Source organism: Nocardiopsis sp. TSRI0078 (genome assembly GCF_001905145.1).
GTDB lineage: Bacteria > Actinomycetota > Actinomycetes > Streptosporangiales > Streptosporangiaceae > Nocardiopsis.
Window position 1 is genome coordinate 209,334 of the sequence record NZ_LWLB01000035.1, and the last position, 20,993, is coordinate 230,326.

15 protein-coding genes are annotated in these 20,993 nt (G+C 73.8%); 11 read left to right on the forward strand and 4 right to left on the reverse strand.

Annotated features, from left to right (window positions below):
• Position 1: 1 nt before the first annotated feature.
• The gene (locus tag A6A08_RS23925; RefSeq protein WP_073704885.1) at positions 2-5,026 is read left to right on the forward strand and encodes a DNA repair ATPase; all 5,025 of its coding nucleotides are present in this window, start codon (positions 2-4) and stop codon (positions 5,024-5,026) included.
• Between the two features lie 152 nt (positions 5,027-5,178).
• Here A6A08_RS23925 and A6A08_RS23930 read toward each other — a convergent pair whose 3' ends face one another.
• The 4 genes from A6A08_RS23930 to A6A08_RS23945 form a co-directional block, all read right to left on the reverse strand.
• Entirely contained in the window at positions 5,179-5,838 is a 660-nt protein-coding gene (locus tag A6A08_RS23930) for a response regulator transcription factor (protein ID WP_073704886.1), read from the reverse strand.
• Positions 5,835-6,989 carry a sensor histidine kinase gene (locus A6A08_RS23935; RefSeq protein WP_083609251.1) on the reverse strand — a complete coding sequence of 385 codons (1,155 nt, stop codon included), beginning with the start codon at positions 6,987-6,989 and terminating at the stop codon, positions 5,835-5,837. Before A6A08_RS23935 ends, A6A08_RS23930 begins: the two co-directional genes overlap by 4 nt.
• The gene (locus tag A6A08_RS23940; RefSeq protein ID WP_073704887.1) at positions 6,986-7,822 is read right to left on the reverse strand and encodes a CPBP family intramembrane glutamic endopeptidase; all 837 of its coding nucleotides are present in this window, start codon (positions 7,820-7,822) and stop codon (positions 6,986-6,988) included. The genes A6A08_RS23935 and A6A08_RS23940 overlap by 4 nt, the downstream gene beginning before the upstream one ends.
• Before the next feature lie 227 nt (positions 7,823-8,049).
• Positions 8,050-8,661 (reverse strand): suppressor of fused domain protein, encoded by a 612-nt coding sequence (locus tag A6A08_RS23945; protein WP_073704888.1) that lies wholly within the window; start codon positions 8,659-8,661, stop codon positions 8,050-8,052.
• A gap of 331 nt (positions 8,662-8,992) precedes the next feature.
• Here A6A08_RS23945 and A6A08_RS23950 point away from each other — a divergent pair, with 331 nt between their 5' ends.
• From A6A08_RS23950 to A6A08_RS23995, 10 genes are all read left to right on the forward strand, one after another.
• Complete coding sequence (locus A6A08_RS23950) at positions 8,993-9,298, forward strand: YrhK family protein (RefSeq protein ID WP_073704889.1); 306 nt, start codon at positions 8,993-8,995, stop codon at positions 9,296-9,298.
• A gap of 322 nt (positions 9,299-9,620) precedes the next feature.
• Positions 9,621-9,803 carry a thiazolylpeptide-type bacteriocin gene (locus tag A6A08_RS23955; protein WP_073704890.1) on the forward strand — a complete coding sequence of 61 codons (183 nt, stop codon included), beginning with the start codon at positions 9,621-9,623 and terminating at the stop codon, positions 9,801-9,803.
• Between the two features lie 152 nt (positions 9,804-9,955).
• Positions 9,956-10,138, forward strand: a complete 183-nt coding sequence (locus tag A6A08_RS23960) for a thiazolylpeptide-type bacteriocin (RefSeq protein ID WP_073704891.1) — start codon at positions 9,956-9,958, stop codon at positions 10,136-10,138.
• 138 nt (positions 10,139-10,276) lie between these two features.
• The gene (locus A6A08_RS23965) at positions 10,277-11,179 is read left to right on the forward strand and encodes an ABC transporter ATP-binding protein (protein ID WP_073704892.1); all 903 of its coding nucleotides are present in this window, start codon (positions 10,277-10,279) and stop codon (positions 11,177-11,179) included.
• The gene (locus tag A6A08_RS23970) at positions 11,176-12,027 is read left to right on the forward strand and encodes an ABC transporter permease (protein WP_073704893.1); all 852 of its coding nucleotides are present in this window, start codon (positions 11,176-11,178) and stop codon (positions 12,025-12,027) included. The genes A6A08_RS23965 and A6A08_RS23970 overlap by 4 nt, the downstream gene beginning before the upstream one ends.
• Positions 12,024-14,711, forward strand: coding sequence for a lantibiotic dehydratase (locus A6A08_RS23975; RefSeq protein ID WP_073704894.1), 2,688 nt, complete (start codon positions 12,024-12,026; stop codon positions 14,709-14,711). The genes A6A08_RS23970 and A6A08_RS23975 overlap by 4 nt, the downstream gene beginning before the upstream one ends.
• Positions 14,708-15,856, forward strand: coding sequence for a lantibiotic dehydratase C-terminal domain-containing protein (locus A6A08_RS23980; protein WP_073704895.1), 1,149 nt, complete (start codon positions 14,708-14,710; stop codon positions 15,854-15,856). The genes A6A08_RS23975 and A6A08_RS23980 overlap by 4 nt, the downstream gene beginning before the upstream one ends.
• Positions 15,849-17,639: a hypothetical protein gene (locus tag A6A08_RS23985; RefSeq protein WP_073704896.1), complete on the forward strand. Its 1,791-nt coding sequence runs from the start codon at positions 15,849-15,851 to the stop codon at positions 17,637-17,639. The genes A6A08_RS23980 and A6A08_RS23985 overlap by 8 nt, the downstream gene beginning before the upstream one ends.
• Positions 17,630-19,561: a TOMM precursor leader peptide-binding protein gene (locus A6A08_RS23990; protein WP_083609252.1), complete on the forward strand. Its 1,932-nt coding sequence runs from the start codon at positions 17,630-17,632 to the stop codon at positions 19,559-19,561. Before A6A08_RS23985 ends, A6A08_RS23990 begins: the two co-directional genes overlap by 10 nt.
• Positions 19,558-20,946: a hypothetical protein gene (locus A6A08_RS23995; RefSeq protein ID WP_338013139.1), complete on the forward strand. Its 1,389-nt coding sequence runs from the start codon at positions 19,558-19,560 to the stop codon at positions 20,944-20,946. The genes A6A08_RS23990 and A6A08_RS23995 overlap by 4 nt, the downstream gene beginning before the upstream one ends.
• Positions 20,947-20,993: the final 47 nt, after the last annotated feature.

Genomic DNA, 20,993 nt, shown 5'->3' on the forward strand with positions numbered 1-20,993 from the left:
CGTGACCGAGGCCCTGTCCCAGGAGACCGAAGGCACCGGGCCGGACGCCGACGACGCGCGGTCGCTGGACGCGGGCACCTACGAGGTGCTCCGCGCCCGGCTGCGTGAGCAGACCGGCGAGCTGGCCCGGCGGACCGAGGAACTGAACGCGCGCCGACTGGAGGTGTTCGGAGGCACCGAGCTGTCCCTGCTCGGCACCGAGCGCATCCGCACCGAGCACAACTGTGTGCCCCGGGACATCGTGAGCGTGGGGCGTTCCGTCGGGGCCGGCGCCGACGGCGCGATGATCCTGTTCGGCTACAACGTCTTCATCGGCATGCAGCGCGAGACCCACGTCCCCGACGTGTTCTCACTGCACCGGTACAAGTACGACGGCGAGGGCTTCTCCTTCGCCGACGCACCGGGAGACGCCCTCCCCGGACTGCTCTCCGACGAGCGGTTCCAGCAGGATTTCGGCCAGCTCTACCGCTACTACCGCGACGCGCACCTGCTGCAGCTGCGCCGCGTCGAGGACCGGCTGCTGGCCGTGTTCCAGACCGGCCCGAGCACCGAGGACGTGCGGGTGCTGCGGTGGTCGGTCGCGCCCTCGGGCGAGATCGCCTACCTCGACGCCCGCGGCGAACGCGACCACGTGTTCCCCCCGTCCCACGACTTCACGTGGGTGGAGACCACCCGCGAGGACCACGTGTCGGGCCGCCACCCGCACATCTCGGTCCTCGACGAGCTGTTCGTGGAGACGCTGGGCGGCGACCTCACCATCAAGGTCGAGAACAACACCGAGGTCGGCGAGGGCGTCTACAGCGAACCCGTGGACGAGCCGCTGCAGAGCCTGGCCGACGCGTCGGTGCACTACGCGCGGGTGGGCGCGCTCATCCTGTTGCGCGTACGGCCCTACAACGAGACCGCATGGCGGCACCTGGTCTTCAACACGCGGACCAAGGAGGTCGAGCGCCTCGACGGCGTCGGCCAGTCCTGCCAGCGGCTGCCCGACGACCAGGGGCTGATCTTCCCCGGCGGCTACTACCTGGCCACCGGGACGGCGCGGACCTTCGACACCGACGTCACCGACCTGGAGTTCGAGCGCGTGGTGCGCTCGCCCAACGGCGAGGACGTCCTGTACGTCTTCCACTCCCGCGCGGACGGCCGCAGCCTGCTGCTGCCGTACAACACCATCCGCAAGGAGGTCGCCACCCCGATCGTCTGCCACGGGTACTCGCTGTTCGACGACGGCACCATGACGGTGTTCCGCGACAACTCGGGCGAGCCGGCCCGGGTGCACCCGATGCAGGTGTGGCGGACCCCCTACGTGTCGGACGTGTACGCGGCGGCGCAGCCGGCGGGGACCGGACCGCTGGAGCGGATCGGCAACGCCGAGCTGGTGCGGGGCGTCTCCGAGTGCCTGTCCGTGGCGCGGATGGCCGAGGACATGCGGCCGTCCACCGAGGTGTTCGAGGCGATCATCTCCGCCTGCCGCCGGGTGTGCAACCGCTTCCACTGGCTAGGCGAGGAGGAGCTGGGCGACCTGGCGGCTCCCCTGTCGGAGGTGCGGGCCACCGCCGCACGGGTCCTGGAGGAGTTCGAGACCGTCCAGTCCCTGACCCGGCAGGCCGCCGACACCCTGGCGGAGACCGAGGAGAGGGTGGTCGCGCTCATCCGGACGGCCCGCGGGGAGGCGCCGCGGTCGGCGGAGGGCTGGGTGTCGCGGCTGACCGGGCTGCGCCGCGCCCAGGGGCAGGCGGCCACGCTGCGCGAGATGCGCTACGTGGACACCGGCCGCCTGGACGACCTGGACGGCAGACTCGGTGAGGAGATCGCCGCGACCGGCCGCCGCACGGTGGCCTTCCTGGAGCAGGACGAGGCCTTCACCGGCTACCACGACGAGGTGGACCGGCTGGTCGCGGACGCCGAGGGCATCGACGCGGTCAGCGCGGCGACGGCCGTCGGCGAGCGGATCGCCGAGCAGACCGAGGGCCTGCAGGTGGTCACCGAGGTCGTCGGGTCCCTGGACATCGGCGACGCCCAGGTGCGCACGCGCATCCTGGAGCGGGTCAGCGAGGTGCTGGCCGGGATCAACCGGGCACGCGCCACGCTGGAGGCACGGCGCAAGGAGCTGCTGGCCCTGGAGGGCCGGGCGGAGTTCGCGGCCGAGTTCGCCCTGCTGGGGCAGGCGGTCACGGGCGCGCTGGCCGCCGCCGACACCCCGGACCGGTGCGACGAGCAGCTGGGGCGCGTCATGCTCCAGCTGGAGAACCTGGAGTCGCGGTTCGCCGAGTTCGACGACTTCCTCGGGGAGCTGGCGGACAAGCGCGAGGACGTGTACGAGGCCTTCTCCACGCGCAAGCAGGCACTGGTGGACGAGCGGTCGCGGCGGGCCGACCGCCTGGCGTCGTCGGCCGCCCGCGTCCTGGAGGGCGTGCACCGGCGGGTCGCGAAGCTGGACACGCTGGAGGACGTCAACACCTACTTCGCGTCGGACGCGATGGTGGCGCGGCTGCGCCGCACCGCCGAGGAGATGCGCGAGCTCGGCGACACCGTGCGCGCCGAGGAGCTGGACGGGCAGGTCCTGGCCGCCCGGCAGGAGGCGGGACGGGCCCTGCGGGACCGCGCCGACCTGTTCGAGGACGGCGCGGGCGGCGAGACGATCCGCCTGGGCAGGCACCGGTTCGCGGTGAACACCCAGCCGATCGACCTGACCCTCACCCCGCACGGCGGGGAGATGTCGGTGGCGGTCACCGGCACCGACTTCCGCGCACCGGTCACCGACGGGGAGTTCGGGCGGACCCGGCACCTGTGGGACCGGGTGCTGGTGTCGGAGAGCCCGGAGGTGTACCGGGCCGAGTACCTGGCCGCGTCGGTACTGGCCGCGGCCGAGGAGGGCGCGGACGGGCTGTCGCTGGAGCGGCTGCGCGAGGCCGAGGTGCACGCCGAGAACGGTTCGTCGCTGCACGCCCTGGTGCGCGACATCGCCGGGGCCCGGTACGACGAGGGGTACGAGCGGGGCGTGCACGACCACGACGCCGCGCGGATCCTGTCGGCTCTGCTGCGGCTGCGCGCTGGTGCCGGGCTGCTGCGGTACCCGGGCGCGGCGCGTGCGGCGGCGCAGCTGTTCTGGGCGTTCGGTACCACCGCGGAGCGGCGTTCGGCCTGGCGGACCCGGGCGGGCTCGCTGGTCCGGGCCCGCGAGGTGTTCGGGGTGCGCAGGTCGGCGGCGATCGACGGGCTGCGCGCCGAGCTGGCGGCCGGTGTGGACGGCTTCCTGACCGAAACCGGGCTGCACCAGGAGGCCGACCTGGACCTGGTGGGCGAGTACCTGTTCGAGGAGATCGCCTCGGACGCGCCCGGCGAGCGGGGGTTCGTGTCCGGCGCGGGCGCCCGCCTGCTGCTGGACCGGTTCCACCGGGCCCTGGGCAGCGCGCGGGAGACCACGCGCAAGGCCTTCGAGGAGGACCTGCGCGAGCTCGACGGCGACCTGGCGGCGCGGCACCAGCTGGTGGCGGCGTGGCTGGAGGCGTTCGCGGCCACCCAGGAGGAGGTGGACCCGGGCGACCTGGCCGAGGCCGCCGCGATCGGGCTGGCCGCTGTGGACCGGTACGAGTCGTCGGCGTCCGTGTACGAGCGCGTGGACGGGCTGCTGGGCTCCCACCCGCGCGTGCGCGAGCGGTCGCTGGAGGTGCGGCTGGACGAGTTCCTGCCGCGCACCCGGCGGTTCCGGCTGGAGGAGGTGCCCGCCTACCGGGACTTCCAGCGGCGCCGCAACGAACTGGTGGCGGCCGAGCGCGAGCGCCTGCGGCTGGAGGAGTACCGGCCGAAGGTGATGAGCGGGTTCGTCCGCAACAGGCTGCTGGACGAGGCGTACCTGCCCCTGATCGGCGACAACCTGGCCAAGCAGCTGGGCGCAGCCGGGGACGGCAAGCGCACCGACCAGAGCGGCCTGCTGCTGCTCATCTCCCCGCCCGGGTACGGCAAGACCACGCTCATGGAGTACGTGGCCAGCCGTCTGGGGCTGGTGTTCGTGAAGGTCAACGGGCCCGCTCTGGGGCACGCGGTGACCTCGCTGGACCCGGACGACGCACCGGACGCCACCTCCCGCCAGGAGGTCGAGAAGATCTCCTTCGCGCTGGAGATGGGCGGCAACACGATGCTGTACCTGGACGACATCCAGCACACGAACCCCGAACTGCTGCAGAAGTTCATCTCGCTGTGCGACGGGCAGCGCCGCATGGAGGGCGTGTGGAACGGGCGGACCCGGACCTACGACCTGCGGGGCAAGCGGTTCGCGGTGTGCATGGCCGGCAACCCCTACACCGAGCAGGGCAAGCGGTTCCGGATCCCGGACATGCTGGCCAACCGCGCCGACGTGTACAACCTGGGCGACGTGCTGTCGGGCCGGGAGGAGCTGTTCGCGCTGAGCTACGTCGAGAACGCGCTCACCTCCAACCCGACCCTGGCGCCGCTGTCCACCCGGGACCGGGAGGACGTGTACCGGTTCGTGCGGATGGCGCGGGGCGACGACTCGGTGGGCGCCGACCAGCTCAGCCACCCGTACTCGGCGACCGAGGTGGACCGGATCGTGTCGGTGCTGCGCAAGCTGCTGCGGGTGCAGGAAGTGGTGCTGGCCAACAACCAGGCCTACATCGCCTCGGCCGCGCAGTCGGAGGACGCGCGCACCGAGCCGCCGTTCCAGCTCCAGGGCTCGTACCGGAACATGAACCGGCTGGCGGAGAGGATCGTGCCGGTCATGAACGACGCCGAGGTGGAGGCCGCGATCGACGACCACTACCTGGGCGAGGCGCAGACCCTGACGTCGGGCGCGGAGGCGAACCTGCTCAAGCTCGCGGAGCTGCGCGGGGTGATGACGCCCGAGCAGGAGGCCCGCTGGACGGAGGTCAAGGAGGCCTTCCGCCGGGGCCGGGCACTGGGCGGCGCCGACGACGACCCGATGACCAGGGCCATCGGCGCGGTGGGCCTGCTCGCCGACCGGGTGGGCGAGATCGGCACCGCGATCGGGCGGAGCTCCGAGCGGTAGCCGGGCGGATCGGCCACGGGACCCCACGGGCCGCCACCCCGGAAACCGTCCGGAGGTGGCGGCCCGCCCGTGTGACCGGGGGGACGGGTGTTCTCCGGCGACGCGTACCCCCGACCACGGTCCCGGCGCTCCGCCGCCGTCCGCACGGCGCGTCAGGTCACCAGGCCGTGGCGGTAGGCGTAGACGACCGCCTGGACGCGGTCGCGGAGTGCGAGTTTGGCGAGGATGCGTGACACGAAGGTCTTGACGGTCTCCTGGCTTATCAGGAGGGTCGCCGCGATCTCCCTGTTGGAGAGGCCGTCCGCGATGAGGCGGAGGACCTCCAGTTCGCGGGGGGTCAGCGGGATGTCCTTCGGGCCGCCCTCCGCGGGCCGGATCCGGGCGGCGTACCTTCCCACGAGCTGGCGGGTCACCTCGGGGTCCAGCAGTGCCGCGCCCGTGGCCACGGTACGGATCCCGTGCAGCAGCTGGGGAGACGGAGCATCCTTGAGCAGGAACCCGCTCGCCCCCGCGCGCAGCGCCTCGTAGACGTACTCGTCCAGGTTGAACGTCGTCACCACGAGCACCTTGACGGGACGCGGCACCCCGGCACCGGCCAGCAGGCGGGTGGCCTCGATGCCGTCGAGCACCGGCATGCGCACGTCCATCACCACGACGTCCGGGCGCAGACGGCCGGCGAGGTCGACAGCGGCCTGCCCGTCCCCGCACTCGCCCACCACCTCCAGGTCGGGCTGGGCGTCGATGATCGTCGTCAGCCCCGTGCGGATCAGCACCTGGTCGTCGCAGACCAGGACCCGGACCGGCGCGGTCACGACGGGCTCCCCGCGGGTATGCGCGCCCGCACGACGAAGCCGCCGTCCGTCCGCCGACCAGCGCTGAAGTCGCCGCCCAGGACGTCGACCCGTTCGCGCAGACCGGCGAGGCCGCGCCCGCTCCCGTTCGGGAACCCGGCCCGCGTGCCGGTACCCTCCGTGCCGACCTCCACGGTGATCTCCCTCGCCCCGTGGCACACCTGGACCGAGGTGCGGCTGCCGTGGGCGTACTTGAGGGCGTTCGTCAGGGCCTCCTGCACGACCCGGTGGGCCACGAGGTCGGCGCTGCCGCTCGACTCCGCCGGGGTGCCCTCCTCGGTGAACTCCACCGGCTGACCGGCCCGGCGCGTCTGCTCCACGAGGGTGAGCAGTCTGCCGACAGGCGGCGTCCCGGCCCCGGTGCCGTGGTCGGGGTTGAGCAGGTCGAGCAGGTGCCGCAGGTCGGTGATGGCCCGTCGGCCGGTGTCGGTGACGGCGGTCAGGGTCTGGTCGAGCCGGTCGGGCACGGCGGTCAGGTAACGTGCCGCCTCGGCCTGCACCACCATCGCCGTCACGTGGTGGGTCACGACGTCGTGGAGTTCGCGCGCGATGCGGGCGCGTTCGGCGGCTCGGGTGTCCTCGGCGACCCGGCGGCGGCGTTCGGCCTCCACGGCCCGGGTGGAGCGCAGCCACGCCCCGATACCCCAGAAGAAGACCAGGGCCAGGTAGAACGTCGCGAACTCCACCGGCGGTTCACCCGTACCGATCCGGAAGAGCACGACGGCCAGGGGCACGTAGGCCGCGGACAGCAGGAGCGCGGTGACGCGCCGGTACCGCTCCAGGTGGGCTCCCGCGCTCAGCACCGCGACGGCCAACCCGGCACCCGCGACCGTGTGGTAGCCGCTGAGCTGGTCGATGACGAAGCCCAGGGACACCAGGGCGAGGCAGAGGACCGGCCACCGCCGGCGCCCGGCCAGCGGAAGGCTCTGGAGGGCGACCACCACGACGGCCAGCGCGTCGAAGGGGCGGTCCGCCACACCGCCGATCTGCGTCCCGTAGCCGTGCCACGCCGGCACGAACGACGTGGCGAGGAGCAGCAGCCCGAACGGGAGGTCCCGGACCGTCACGTCCAACCCGTGCCACCGGTCGCGGAGCCAGCGTGGATCGATCACCGGGAAAGTGTAGTGGTGGCGCCGGTCCCTTCCGCACGCCGGCGGAGGGGCACCAGACGGCCGCGCCGGTGGGCCGTCCACAGGAGCACGATCGTCGCCAGCGTGCAGAACAGGACCGAGTACAGGCTTCCCTCCGGCCCGAAGTCGCCGCCGGTGATCAGCATCGGGCCCGACAACGCGGTGTCCAGCAGTCCCTGGGGAGTGTTGTTGCCCGAGACATCGGTGCTGAAGATGGCGGACCCGGCGAGGTTCCAGCCGAAGTGCAGGCCGATCGGCAGCCACAGGTTGCGGGTGGCGACGTAGGCGGCGGTGAGCATGCCGCCGGCCTCGATCGCGATGGCGATGGCGCCCCACATGCTGGCGTGCGGGTTGAGCAGGTGCGCCAGGCCGAACAGCACACCGGTCAGCACCAGCGCGATCCACGTCCCGGTCCACTCCTCGACGATCCGGAACAGGACGCCGCGCCACATGAGTTCCTCGCTCACCGCGACCGCGGCCATGAAGCCGAGCAGCCCCACCGCGCCCGTCACCGAGCCCAGGCCGTTGACCTCGTAGAACCCGAGGAAGGCGATGTTCGCGATGACGAGCCCGAACAGCGCGACGCCGATCAGCGTCCCCAGACCGGTCGCGGACACGACGCCTTTCCGGGCGATCTCCGTGACCTCGCGGCGCTCGGTCCGGCGTACCACCCACCCGTAGACGAGCACCGAGAGCACGGCCGTCAGAACACCGATGGCGAGTGTGAGCCACAGGTTTCCCTGCACCGCGGCGAGGCTCTGACCTCCGATGAGAGCGACCACCGCAACGGCCAAGAACTGCCACACCAGTCTCACGAGAACTCCTTTGCCGGATCCGCGGACGGAGCGCCGCGGCTGCGTCGAACACTACGGATCCGGAAGGGTCGGAGTCGTCACCCCGCGGTGGACACCTGCGCGTAGCTCGCACGGGGGACGAGGGGCCGGGTCGGAGTGGAACGACCCACGCGCCCGGGCACCGGCGGGGAGGCCCGCGTCCCGGGCCCGAACGCGGGACGCGGCTTCACGGGGCTCGGGCTCCGCGGCTACCGGTCCAGCCGGACGGGCTCCCTGCCCGGGTCGGTGAGCAGCTTCGGGTCGCGGTCGCGCAGGAGGGCGACGAGCGGGGCGGCGGTCCGGGCCTCCTGGACGTCGGCGCCCTCACCGGACGTCAGGCCGACGACCTGGTGGAAGAGGACGATCCCGTTGGGGGTGTCCATGGCGCGGATCTCGACGTCGGGGACGATGACGAGGGAGGTCATGTCGCCGTTGGCGGGCTCGCCGCCGAGCGGGGACGGGGTGATGACCCAGTGGCCGACGTCCAGGTCGCTGCCCGAGAGGAAGTGGTCGGCCAGGGCGTGCAGGACGCGCAGGATCCAGGCGGGGACGGCCTCGTCCCCCTCCCCGCGCGGGATCCGGCAGGTGAACTCGAAGCCCGCGCCGGAGACCCGGGGTTCCTCGCTGGTCTTCTCGCCGAGCTCGGTCAGGCCGAAGGTGACCAGCAGCCAGTGGCCGTCGAGGGGGTAGGCGAGCACCCCGTCGAGGCCCTCGCCCTGCTTCCCGTCCACCGCGAACTGGATCGTCAGCGGCTGCACGTCGGGATACCGCTCCGCCCACTCCTCGTAGATCCGGACGAGTCCGGGCAGCATCTCCAGCATCGCGTCGTCGCTCTCCAGGCCGGTGGCCTTCGTCGGTGGTCGTTCGCCTTCCGAGGATATGAGCGCGCGGCGGGCGGACCGGTCACCGGCGGTCGTGCGGTCACGCTCCCGGGGCCGTCTCGGGTGCCCCTTCCGGCGGCTCGCCGGTCCGCGTCCGGGGCCGCGCCGGGCCACCGGCCTAGGCTGGGCCGGGTGGACGATCTGCCGAGGAGCTGTGACGCCGCCGTCGTGGGAGCGGGTGTGGCCGGGCTGGTCGCCGCCGATCTCGCCGCGTCGGTCCTGGCCGACCTGGCCGGGGACTGAGGGCCCGGGGAAGGGGAGGGAACCGGGTATGCCGGAGTCCGGGTCCGAACGCTCACTCGTCCTGCGTGTGGGCCACGACGAGCTGCTCGTCCGACGCCGGTACGAAGCGCTGAGCATCGTGAACGACACCCTGATCGCGCTGTGGTTCATCGCGGGCAGCGTCATGTTCTTCTCCGAGTCCTGGACGACCGCAGGAACGTGGTGCTTCCTGATCGGCAGCGTCGAGCTGCTGGCCCGCCCCCTCATCCGGCTCACCCGGCTGGTCCACGTACGGCGCATCCGCTCGGGCGGCGGCCCCTCGACGGCGCCCCCGGAGGCCTCCCCCGACTTTTGACCCGGCCCCGTCCGCCGACCATGCGTGCGGGACCGGCGCCTCGCCCCGGCCGCACGGCGGGAAAACCCGCCCGTCGGCGAGAACGGAGAGTATTCGATTCGCAACACGAATTCTCCACTTTGCCAGGGGATAATCCCGGGTACCCATTCCGCCCGGCACCGGGGCCCGGAAAGCGTGGCGGCGGCCTCCTTGTTACGGGGGGTATAACTGGCGACCACACCTGAGGAAATGATCAATACAACCCCTATCTACCTCGCCCGCCGCATGTTATTTTCTTTCAGCCCGGGGGATCAGGCACAAACGAACTAACGAAGAGGCAACTATGCCCCATTCGACAGCACCCGACATCGACCTGCCGGAGCTGGACTTCGACAACATGGAGGTCATGAGCGTCCGCGAGGCCGTCGCGGTCCCCGAGACGGGCGCCACCAGCGGCTCCAGCAGCTGCACCTCCACCTCGTGCTGCGGCTCCAGCAGCTGCTGCTCAGGCGGCTCCTGCGGCTGAGCCGACCGGTTATCGTTCCCGGTACCAACGTCCCCCAAACCCCTGATCCGACAATTCATGCCGAGACAACGGGTCAAGGCATGAACTGTTTCGGCGTGCCTGAACCAAGGCATGTACATCCCCTGAAAACCAGCCTCAGAAGAAGGTGCTTGATGGCTATGCAGGACTCCCCCGTGATCGACCTCCCCGACCTCGACTTCAACGACATGGAGGTCATGAGCGTCCGCGAGGCCGTCGCGGTCCCCGAGACGGGCGCCACCAGCGGCTCCAGCAGCTGCACCTCCACCTCGTGCTGCGGCTCCAGCAGCTGCTGCTCCTCGGGGTCGTGCGGCTAGCGGTGCCCTCCCGGGGCGCCGCCTGACGTCGCCCCGGTCCGGCCGGCATCGGCCGGACGACACCGCCAAGGGCGGCCCCCTCTTCGGTCCGGGGGCCGCCTCCTCACGCTTCACCCCGACGAACCACGAGGGCCGCACGTGCACGCCATCCAAGCCACCGACATCACCAAGGACTACGGGAAGGGGGAGGTGCTCCACGGCATCTCCTACCAGGTGCCCACCGGGCAGATCGCCGCGCTGCTCGGCCCCAACGGAGCGGGCAAGACGACGCTGATCGAGATCCTGGAGGGCCACCGGGGGCGCACCTCGGGACGGTTGTCCGTGCTGGGGCTCGACCCGGGCAGCCGCCGCGACTTCGCGCAGCTCCGCAGGCGCATGAGCGTCGTCCTCCAGCAGACCATGCTGGAGCCCGGCATGTCGGTGCGCGACATCCTGCGCCGCCACGCCTCCTACTACCCCGATCCGCTCGACATCGACGAGGTCCTCGACCAGGTCGACCTCGCGGAGAAGCGCTCCGCCCTGGTCAAGTCCCTCTCCGACGGCATGCGCCGCCGCCTGGACCTGGCCCTGGCCCTCACCGGCCGCCCCGAGCTGCTCTTCCTGGACGAGCCGACCACCGGCCTGGACCCGGTGTCGCGCCGCCGCATCCGCGGCCTCGTCTCCGGGCTGCGCGACAGCGGCACCACCGTGGTCCTGACCTCGCACGACCTCACCGAGGTCCAGGAGCTCGCCGACCGGGTGGACGTCATCCGCGACGGCGAGTTCATCGCGTCGGGCAGCCCCGAGGACCTGGTCCGCGGTTCCTCGGCCTTCACGGTGGTGGAGTTCGCCGACCCCGGCGTCGCGTCCGAACGCCTGCCGGAGGGCGCCGCGATCGTCAACGGGCGGGTGCGCATCCGGACCGAGGACCAGGACGCCGTCGTGCGCGAGGTCCAGGAGTGGGCCGAGCGGGAGAGGACCGAGATCAGCGGACTGACGATCGTTCCGCCCAGTCTCGACGACGCCTACATCGCGATGCTGGAGACGGGAAGGACCGAATGAGCACCATCGAGACCGTGCGCCCCAGGCGCCGTCCCAGCAGCTTCCTCCTCCACGTGGACGGGGAGCTGAAGGAGTTCTGGCGCTCCCCCATCACCCTGGCGTTCATCGTCCTGATGCCGGTGATGTTCTACGTCGGCTTCGGACTCGCGTTCCGCTCCCAGGCCGACGCGGTCCGCGTGGTCGGCGACCACGAGATCACCCAGGCCAACCTGAGCTACGGCGGCATCCTCGGCTTCGCCCTGATGTCGGTGGCCTTCGCCAACGTGGCCATCGGCCTGGCCATCCGCCGCCACCACGGCCTGTTCAAGCGCTTCCGCACCACCCCGGTCAGCCCGGCGACGGTGATGGGCGCCTACCTGGTGAACACCCTGCTCACGGCGGTGATCGTGCTGGCGGTCGTCACCGCGATCGGCCTGCTCGGCATGGGCGTGACCATCGACCCGGCGCGTGTGCCGCAACTGCTCGCCGCGCTGCTGCTCGGCTTCGTGTGCATGGCCCCGCTGGGCGCGGCCGCGTCGCTGCTGCCGCCCAACGCCGACGCCGCCGTGCCGATGGTCAACGGCATCTTCTTCCCCGCGGCCTTCCTCGCGGGCGGGTTCGTCATCCTGCCGCTGGGCGACACCGTCGGAGCGGTCGTGGACCTGCTGCCCGGCCGCCCCCTGACCGTCCTCATCCAGGGTGCCCTGGCCGAGTCCGGCCCCGTGTGGGACTGGTCGGCGGTGGGGCTGCTGCTCGCCTGGTCCCTGCTGGGCACGGTGGCGGCCCTGCGCTGGTTCCGCTGGGCCTCCGAGCGCGAGCCGCGCGGGTTCGGGTCGGCCCGGCGCAAGGGGTCGGAGGGCGAGGGTTGAGTCTTCCTGAGTTCGACTGCGTGGAGGGCCCCTATCTGGTCTCCCGTGTGAACCTGTACCCCTACCTGCCGCTGCGCGGCGCGGCCGTGGACGCGGACCGCGAGCTGGTGCGCGCCCTCGCCGAGGAGGAGGAGCACCGGGAACGGATCCGCCGGCGGCTGCTCGACGCCCTGCACGACGCCGCCCCGGAGATCGGGGACGAGGAGCACCGGAGGGCGGCGCTGGCCGCCAAGCGCGACGTGTACAACCGGCGCCCGCCCCGGGCGTCGCTGGCCGGCCATCCGGTCACACGGCGGATCGGCGCGCTCGGCGAGTGGGTCCGCAGCTGGGAGCGCACGCGCGCCGCCGCGGAGGAGCTCGACGCCGCGCACGGGCCCGCCCTGGCCGACGAGCGCGGCGTGCTCGCGGCGTGGGCACGCGACCCGCTCACCGACCGCAGCACGGCGATGTCCAGCCCGGACCTGCACCGGGCGGTGGCGGCGCGCGCGGCCGCCGACGGCCCGCCCGACAAGCGGATGCGCAAGGCCGAGCCGTCCCTGGTGCGCTACCACTCGCGGTCCACGGTGAAGGTCAGCCCCTACTCGCTCTACACGGGCGTGCACTTCGACGACGTGGAACAGCCGTCGTCGGCCGCGCGCGACGGCGAGCCTTTGAGGTTCACCACCGAAGCCGACCTGCGCCGCCTGCTGGCCCGGCAGGCGGGACGCGTGCTGGCCGCCGACCCGGAGGCCCGCCTGGGCATGGAGTGGGTGTTCACCGGCGGGGCCCGGCGCGAGGGCGACCGGCTGCTGGTGCGCCGCCGCCGGTGGGTGCCGCCCGCGCCCGGACTGCGCGCGGAGGCCTTCGGCGAGGAGGAGGTGCGCGTCCCGCTCTCGGGCGCGTGGAAGCACCTGGTGGCGGTGCTCGAACGCCGTGCCGCGCGGCCGGTGCTCCTGTCCGGGCTGCGCGACGGCCTCGCGGCGGACCTGGGACAGGAGCCCTCCGCGGCCCTGGCCGTGCTGGACAAGCTGATCGGGGCGGGTGTGCTGGTGCCGTGGGCACCGGCCGCCGAGCAGTCCCCGGACTTCGTGCGGCACTGGCACGAGCTGGCCCGGAGCCTCCCGGGTGCGGCCGCCGCGCGGGTGGCGGCGGCCTTCGAGGCCACCCGGGACGTGCTCGGCGGCTTCGGGGAGGCGACGGGCAAGGAACGGGCGCGCTCCGTGCTGCACCTGCAGCGCCTGTGGTCGGCCGCGGTGGACCCGGCGGCCTCCGCGGACCCGGACGGCCACGGGGACGGGAGCGGCGCCGGGACCCGGGAGGCCTCCGGTGACACGGCCTCCTCGCCCCTCGTGGAGGACTGCCACGTCTCGCGCGGCGCACCGGTCCCACGCGAGTGGACCCGCACGTGGTCCGACGACCTGCGCGGGCTCATGCCGCTGCTGTTCGCCCTGGACGACCAGCGGGTGCTGGCGGGCGCGCTGGAGAGCGTGTTCGTGGACCGCTACGGCCGGGGCGGACGGTGCACCGACCTGGACGAGTTCGCCGGGCACGCCCGCGCGGCCTTCCCCATGACCCAGCGCCTGATGGCGGGCCGCACCGAGGACGCGGACGAGGACCTGTCCCGGCTGCTGGCCGCCCGGCGGCGCGCGGTCGGCCACCTCAACGACCTGGCCCGGCAGGACGCCGAGGAGGTCGAGGTGGACCCGGCCGTGGTGGACGAGGTCGCCGCGCTCCTGCCCGAGCGGGAGTTCACCGCGCGGCGCTCCTTCGCCGTGTTCGGGCAGCCGGACCGGGGCAGGCTCGTCCTCAACCACCTGTACGGCGGGCGGGCGCGCTACTTCAGCCGGTTCCTGTCCGCGCTGCCGGACGGCGTGCGCGACCGGGTGGCGGCGCATGTCCGCCGCCTGGGTCCGCCGGACGCGGACACCGTGCACATGCGGTCCGCGCTGGGGTTCAACGCCAACCTGTCGCCGCTGCTCGCCCCCGAGGAGCTGGCGCTGCGCGACGAGCCGGTCCTGGCCGACGGGCCCTCCACCGGCGAGCTCCACCTCGTGCACACCCCGCGCGGGCTGAGGCTGGTGCGCGGCTCCCGGGAGATCGACCCGGTCTACACCGGCTTCCTGGTGCCGCACGCGCTGCCCTACGACGAGATGCTCGTGGCGATGCTCGCCGACTCGCCGTTCTTCTCGTTCAGCGACACCGTCATCGACCTGCACGAACGCTGGGAGGAGGGCCGCGCCGACCGCCGGACGCCGGTCGGTGCCCCGCGGATCTCCTTCGGCGACGTGCTGCTGTTCCGCCGCCGCTGGGCCCTGGACGCCGACCTGCTGGCCGCCCGCCCCGGGGAGGGCCCGGAGGAGCTGCACCGGCGGGTCAACGTCGAGCGGACCCTGCGCGGCATGCCCGACCAGGTGTTCGTCCGACCGCTCCAGGGCTCGCGGATGGGTCCGATGGAGCGGGCGATGGCGCCCAAACCCCAGCACGTGGACTTCCTGAGCAGGCTGCACACGGCGACCGCCGCGAAGCGGCTGGCCCACCTGGGCCCGACCCTGTTCGCGGAGGAGCTCCTGCCGTGCCCGTCGGAGGGCGGCCTGAGCGGGCCGCGCGGCCGGCACGCCACGGAGGTGTTCCTCGAACTGTCCACCGTGCCCTCCCCCGTCCCTCCGATGCCCGTTCCCCCAGGCGAAGTGAGGCTGGTGCCTTGACCGTCGGACTCCGAGTGACCTACTACGACAACGACAAGGCCGCGTTGCTGGGCGAGTGCCTGGTGCCGACGGCCCTGGAGACCGCACGGAGGGAGGGGATCACCGCCGCCTGGCTCCACCTGCACTGGCGGCTGGGTCCGCACTGCGTGCTCTACGCGGACGGTGACGCCGGGGCGGTGGACACCGCGCTGCGCGACGCGGAGTCCCGCGTGCGGGGCTTCCTGGACCGTGAGCCGTCCACGCGCGTGATCGACCCCGACCAGTACGCGGCCTTCTCCGCGAGGATGGGCCGCCTGGAGCTGGTGGAGCCGCCCTACACGCCGCTGGAGCCGGACAACTCGGTCCGGCGGCTGGAGGGCGACCCGGTGGACACGTTCCTGCGCGGACGCGAGGCGGTCGAGCTCAAGGGCCGGGTGCTGACCGACGGGATCTCCCGGGTGGCCGACCAGGTCGGCGGGCGGGCCGACGGCCGGACGGCGACCGCCCACGTGTTCGCGGGGATGGGCGCGATCGCCTCCCAGTACCCCGAGTGGGGACTGCGCTCCGGCTACCAGGCGTTCCTGTCGCACTGGAAGGAGTACTTCCACTGGTCGGACCCCGACGGGAGGGCGCAGGCGCGGCTCGCCGAGTCCTACCTGGCGCAGCAGGAGGGCCTGGTGGAGACGCTGCGCGCGGTCCACGAGGGCACCACGGACGACCCGTCCGCGCTGTCCTGGCTGGAGTGGACGCGACGCTGGCTGCCCGAGGCGGTGGAGCTGGCACGCGGGGAGCACATCCTGCCGTTCCCGCACCCGGACCGGCTGGACACGGCGTCCCGCTTCGGCGAGGACACGCGGATCCGGTGGAGCGGCTCGGACGAGCGCTCCTACAGCGACTTCCACCGGGAGTTCCGCAAGCTGGACTTCACCCGGCTGGGCGACGGGTACGGGTTCGCGGCCTTCCGCTTCGTCATCAACTGCTTCTTCGACCTGCTTCCGCTGATGGGGGTCTCGCCGATCCAGCGCTACTCGATCGCGTACCTGTTCACCGAGGCCGCCCAGGAGGTGGTGGGTGAGACCTGGGAGGAGACCGTGCGCCGCGTGGTCGACCACCAGAGCAGCGACCCCGGGCTGAAGCCGACCCTGCCGTGGGTGGGCGATGCCTGAGCACACCGACGTACGCCGGCTGAAGAGCGCGGTCCGCGCCCGCTCCCTCGCCGAGGAGGGGGTCGCCCTGAGCATGGGCGCGACCGCCGTCGTGGTCCGGGGCGCCCGGGCCGACACCGTGTGGCGTGCCCTGGAGCCCGCGCTGCGCGCCGGGTTCACCCGGCAGGCCCTGACCGAGCGCTTCCCGGCCGGGGGCAGACCGTTCCTGGAGGGCGTCCTGGACCAGCTGGAGGAGCACGGCTTCCTGCGGGAGGTGGAGGAGGAGCACGGGCTGTCGGAGACCGAGCTGGCCGCCTACCCGCACGTGGAGTCGCTGACCGCGCGGCCGTACGCGGCGCTGCGCGCGCTCGCGGAGAGCACCGTCCGGGTCCGGTCGTCCTGCCCGCTGCTCGAAGCCGAGGTGCGCCGTGCCCTGGGTCGCGCCGGTTTCCGCGAGGTGCACGCCGACACCGGACCCGGCACCGGTGCGCTGCTGACCACCAGGCTCTCCGTGCCCGGGAGGGAGGAGGCGCTGCACCTGGTCGACACCGGACGCGGGGTGTGGGTGTCGGGTCCGCGCAACGCGCCCGGCGGCCCCGGGCTGGTGGAGCGCGTGCGGGCCTGGTTCGCGGCTCCCGGGGCCTCGGGGGAGGGTGCGTCCTCCGGGGCGGACGGCGCCGCCGGGGTGGACGAGGAGAACCCCGCGCTGGCGGTCACCCGCTCCCTGGTGGCCGCCCAGCTGGCGCTGGCCCTGGTGGCGCAGGTGGCCCGGAGCGTGGACGGGACGGAGCCCCCGGGCGATCCGGAGTTCATGGTGACCACGGACGAACTGGTCAGCGAGCCGCACCCGTTCGTCGCCCTGCCCGCCCTGGACCCCGGTACCGAGGCGCCCCCGCCCGGGGGAGCCGCGCCCCCGGAGGAGGTGCCCGACCAGCTGGACGCGGTGGCGCACCTGTGGGACCGGGTGTTCGGCCCGGTCGGCGAGCCCCGGCCGGACGACCTGGAGCAGCTGCCCGTGGGCCTGGCCCGCGTGGAGCGCTCCCCCTTCCTCGGCGCGGGTACCACCACCGCGTCGGCACGGCTGGACGCGCTGCTCACCGCGCTGCACGCCGTCGCCTGGCCCGGCGGGGCCGGTCGCGAAGCGGGAACCGGCGCTCATGGCCGGGTCGATGATGCCGGGGAGCGGACTCCCGCGGCGGAGCCCGCGGATCCCGTCGACCTCGGACCGGAGCCGCCCCCGCACACGACCGCCCGCGGTGGCGAGGACACTCCGGAGGAGCGTGGCCACGCCCGGAATGAGGACTCCGTCGGTCTCGGTCTGGGTCTGACCCCGGTGGCGGCGGTCGGCGAGGCCGTCGGCGACCTGGTGGTACGCGCCCGCGACCGCTGGAAGGACGTGGACCCGCCGGAACCGATGCCGGCGTCCGCCCGCAGGCTGTGGGCCGCGCTGACACTGCGCTTCGGGGTCGGGGCGCGCCTGCGCCACCAGGAACTGGACGGCACCGGCCTGTGGCGGGTCGCCGTTCTCGGCCCCGACGGGGAGGCCATGGGAGTCAGCGCCGCGCCCGACGCCGACGCCGCGACGGTCGAGGCCCTGCTCCGCGCCGTCGCCCGCGTCCAGTCCTCCCGGGACGGGGGCGCGCCCGGGGCCACCGTGTCCGCGACCGCGACGAGGACCGGGGCGGTGACCGCCTCCCTGGCGCGGTGGGCGCGCGAGACCGGCCTGGTGCGGGTGTACGCGCCCGGCGGGGCCGGCGCCTGGGCGGAGCGCGGCGTGTACGCGGCGGTGGCCTCATGGACCTGACCACACGGAACCGGGGAGACCGGCAGGACGTGCGTGACCAGCAGGCCCGAGGAGACGGACAGGACCGCCGGGACGGGTGGGACCACCAGGACCAGCAGGACTCCCGGGACGTAAGTGACCAGCGGGACCATCGGGACGTGCACGGCCGCGCCCGGGTCCCGTCCCCCGCGGGGGCGACGCTGGCCGAGCCCCGCACCCTCCGCGTGGGCGGGGGCGTGCTGCACCTGGCGATGAGCGGCGCGCTCGCGGTCGTCGGCCCGTGGACCCCCGACGCCTCCACGGGCTGCGCGCGGTGCGCCGGGCTCTGGCGCCGGGACGTGGAGGGCGACACCGCCCCCGACCGGTCCGTCCCCGAGCTCCTCCCCCTGTGGGCGGAGGCCTTCGCCGGTCTGGCCGACGCCGCGGTGCGCGACCCCGAGGACCTGCGGTTGGCACTGGTCGCCCTGGACTGCCGCACCGGCGGGGTCACCCGGCACCGCCTCGTCCCGCACCCGGGTTGCCCGCACTGCTTCCCCGGGGGCGCCGGGCTCGCCGTGCCCGGCGGCCTGGACCTGCGGACCCCGAGGCCGGTCGTCGGCGACGTCCTGCGCACGCGCTCCATGGACCGCGCCGGCCTGCGGGACCGGCTCCTGGACTTCCGCTTCGGGCCCGCCGCGCACATCTACCGGGACGAGGAGTCGCCGCTGTCCCTCATGACCTGCGAGACCGTCGCCCCCGGCCACACCAGGCGCGAGGGCGGCTACGGGCGCTCCACCCGGTTCTCCGACAGCGAGGTCCCCGCCTTCCTCGAAGGCGTCGAACGCGTCACCGGCGGCCACCGGCACAACGGCGCGCCCACGGTGCTCGGCAGCTACGCCGACCTCGCCGACGACGCCCTCGACCCCGAGCGGCTCGGCCTGCACGAGCCCGAGTGGTACGGGCACCCGGCCTTCGACCTGGTCCCCTACTCGCCCGACGTCCCCACCTCCTGGGTCTGGGGCTGGTCCACCCTGGAGCGCCGCCGGATCCTGGTGCCCGAGCACGTCGCGTACTGGCACGCGGGCGCCGAGGGCACCCGCTTCCTGTACGAGTCGTCCAACGGCTGCGCGGTCGGCGGGACCCTGGAGGAGGCCGTCCTCTACGGACTGTTCGAGGTGGTGGAGCGCGACGCGTTCCTGCTCGCCTGGTACTCGCGCACGCGGCTGCGCGAGATCGAGGCGGACCCCGGCCTCGCCCACCTGACCGACCTGCTGGACGAGCGCGGCCTGCGCCTGCGGCTGCTCGACCTCACCTCCGACCTGGGGATCCCCACGGCGCTGGCGGTGGTCACCGCCCCCGAGGAGGCGGTGCGCTCGGGGCTGGCCCCCGCGCTGAGCCTGGCCACCGGCACCCACCTCGACCCCCGGCGCGCGGTCATGGCGGCGGTGGAGGAGACCGCCACCAACGCGCTCATGTACCCCAAGTGGGTGCGGATGCGCGCGTCGGTCGACGTGGAGCGCTGCCGCCCCATGCTGGAGGACTTCACCCTGGTGAGGACGCTGGAGGACCACACCGGGATGCACGGGCTGTGGGAGTCGCGTCAGCACTGGGAGTTCCTGGAGTCCCCGACCGCCACCGTCCCGGCGGAGGTGTTCGCCGCGGGCCGCCCCTCCTCCTTCGCCGGGGCCGACCTCACCGCCCTGCTCCGCGAGCGCCTCGACGCCGTGCACGCGCTCGGGCTGGACGTGGTCGTGGTGGACCAGAGCAGCGCCCCGTACACGGACGCCGCCGGGGTCCGCTCGGTGAAGGTGATCGTCCCCGGAGCCCTGCCGATGACCTTCGGCCACACCCACCGCCGTACCCGCTCCCTGGAGCGGCTGACCCGCGCTTCCACGCTGTTCGAGGGAGGAGTCCCATGGGAACGACACGGCCAGGTCCACCCGGTCCCGCACCCCTTCCCGTGACCGGCTCCCGCGTTCCCGCGGCCGGTTCCCACGCTCCCGCGCCCGGCTCCCGGGTCCTGGCCGGGTTCCACGGCCAGTCACACGACAAGGACGTCTCCCCGGTCCGGACCCTGTTCTTCGGACCTGACCTGTCCAACGGCCTGGCCCGGCCCGTGCCCGGGCAGGCGCGCCCGCGCCTGCCCGCCCTGGGCCCGCTGCGGGGCACGGACGCCGCCGGGCCCCCGCTCGGCGGCACCTGGTCCCGGGCGCAGCGCCTGCTCGCCGCGTGCGTGGAGGCGGTGCGGGTGCGCCGGATCTCGGCCGCCGACCGCTATCCGGTGCACCGCGCCTACCCGTCCCCGCGCGGGCTCTTCGGCGCCGACCTGTTCGTGGTCCGCGAGGGGCCCGGGCCCCGGTGCCTGCGCGTGGACCCGCAGTCGCACGCGCTGCAGCCCTGGGACGGGATGCCCGCGCCGGAGGATCCCGAGGACCTCGCCGACGCACACCTGGTGGTGGCGGTGGACCACCATCGCTACCCGCCCGAGTACGGGCGGCTGCGTCCCTCGCTCGCCCTCCTGGAGGGCGGCCACCTGCTGGCGGCGCTCGGTCTGGCCCTGGAACGCGCCGGGCTGCGCCCCCGTACCCGCTTCGGGCCCACCGGTGTCCCCGGGCCCGACGGCTTCTCCCCCTGCGGCACCGTCACCGTGGAGACCGCGGAACCGGCCGGGGCCCCGGAGCGGGAGGTGCTCACGGGGGCGGGCGGGGCCGGTACGGGCACCGCCCCGGAGGTGTCGGCCGAGGCGCTGTCCCGGGTCGCCGCCGCCTCCGCCCCGACGGGCACCACGCTGCGCCGCTGGCTCGACGACCGCACCAGCGGCGTGTCCACCGCCAACCTGGTCACCAGCGCCCACGTCCGCCCCGAGGAGGGGGCGGGCGTCACCGCCGCCCTCGCGGCCGCCCTCGGCGCCGCCCGGGAGGCCGCCCCCGCCCCCGACGCGCTCCGCCTGTACCGGAAGGTCCTCGTGGCGGACCGCGTGGACGACCGCGCCGCCGGTGAACTCGCGCCCGACGGCACCGCGCTCCCCTCCCGGACCGTGCCGCGCACCGGGGAGACCAACTTCTCCTCCTCCCTCGGCTACACGCTCACCGTGGACTTCCACCCGTGGGCGCGCGCCCACGGCGACCACGCCCAGACCGTCCTGCACACCCTCCTCGGCTGGACCGCCCAGTGGGGCTGCCTCGGCGCCGCCGCCACCGGGCTGTGCGCCCGTCCCATGCGCAACTACCAGGAGGCCGACTGGGCGGCCGTACTCGGGCTCGATCCCGACCAGACCCCCGCCTACCAGCTGTGGGTGCGCGCCGAACGCGGTTCCTACATGGACCTCCCCGTCGACGCCTCCCCCTGACCCCCGCCCCCGAACCCGCCCACGCCCCCCGAACGGGGACCGCGCCC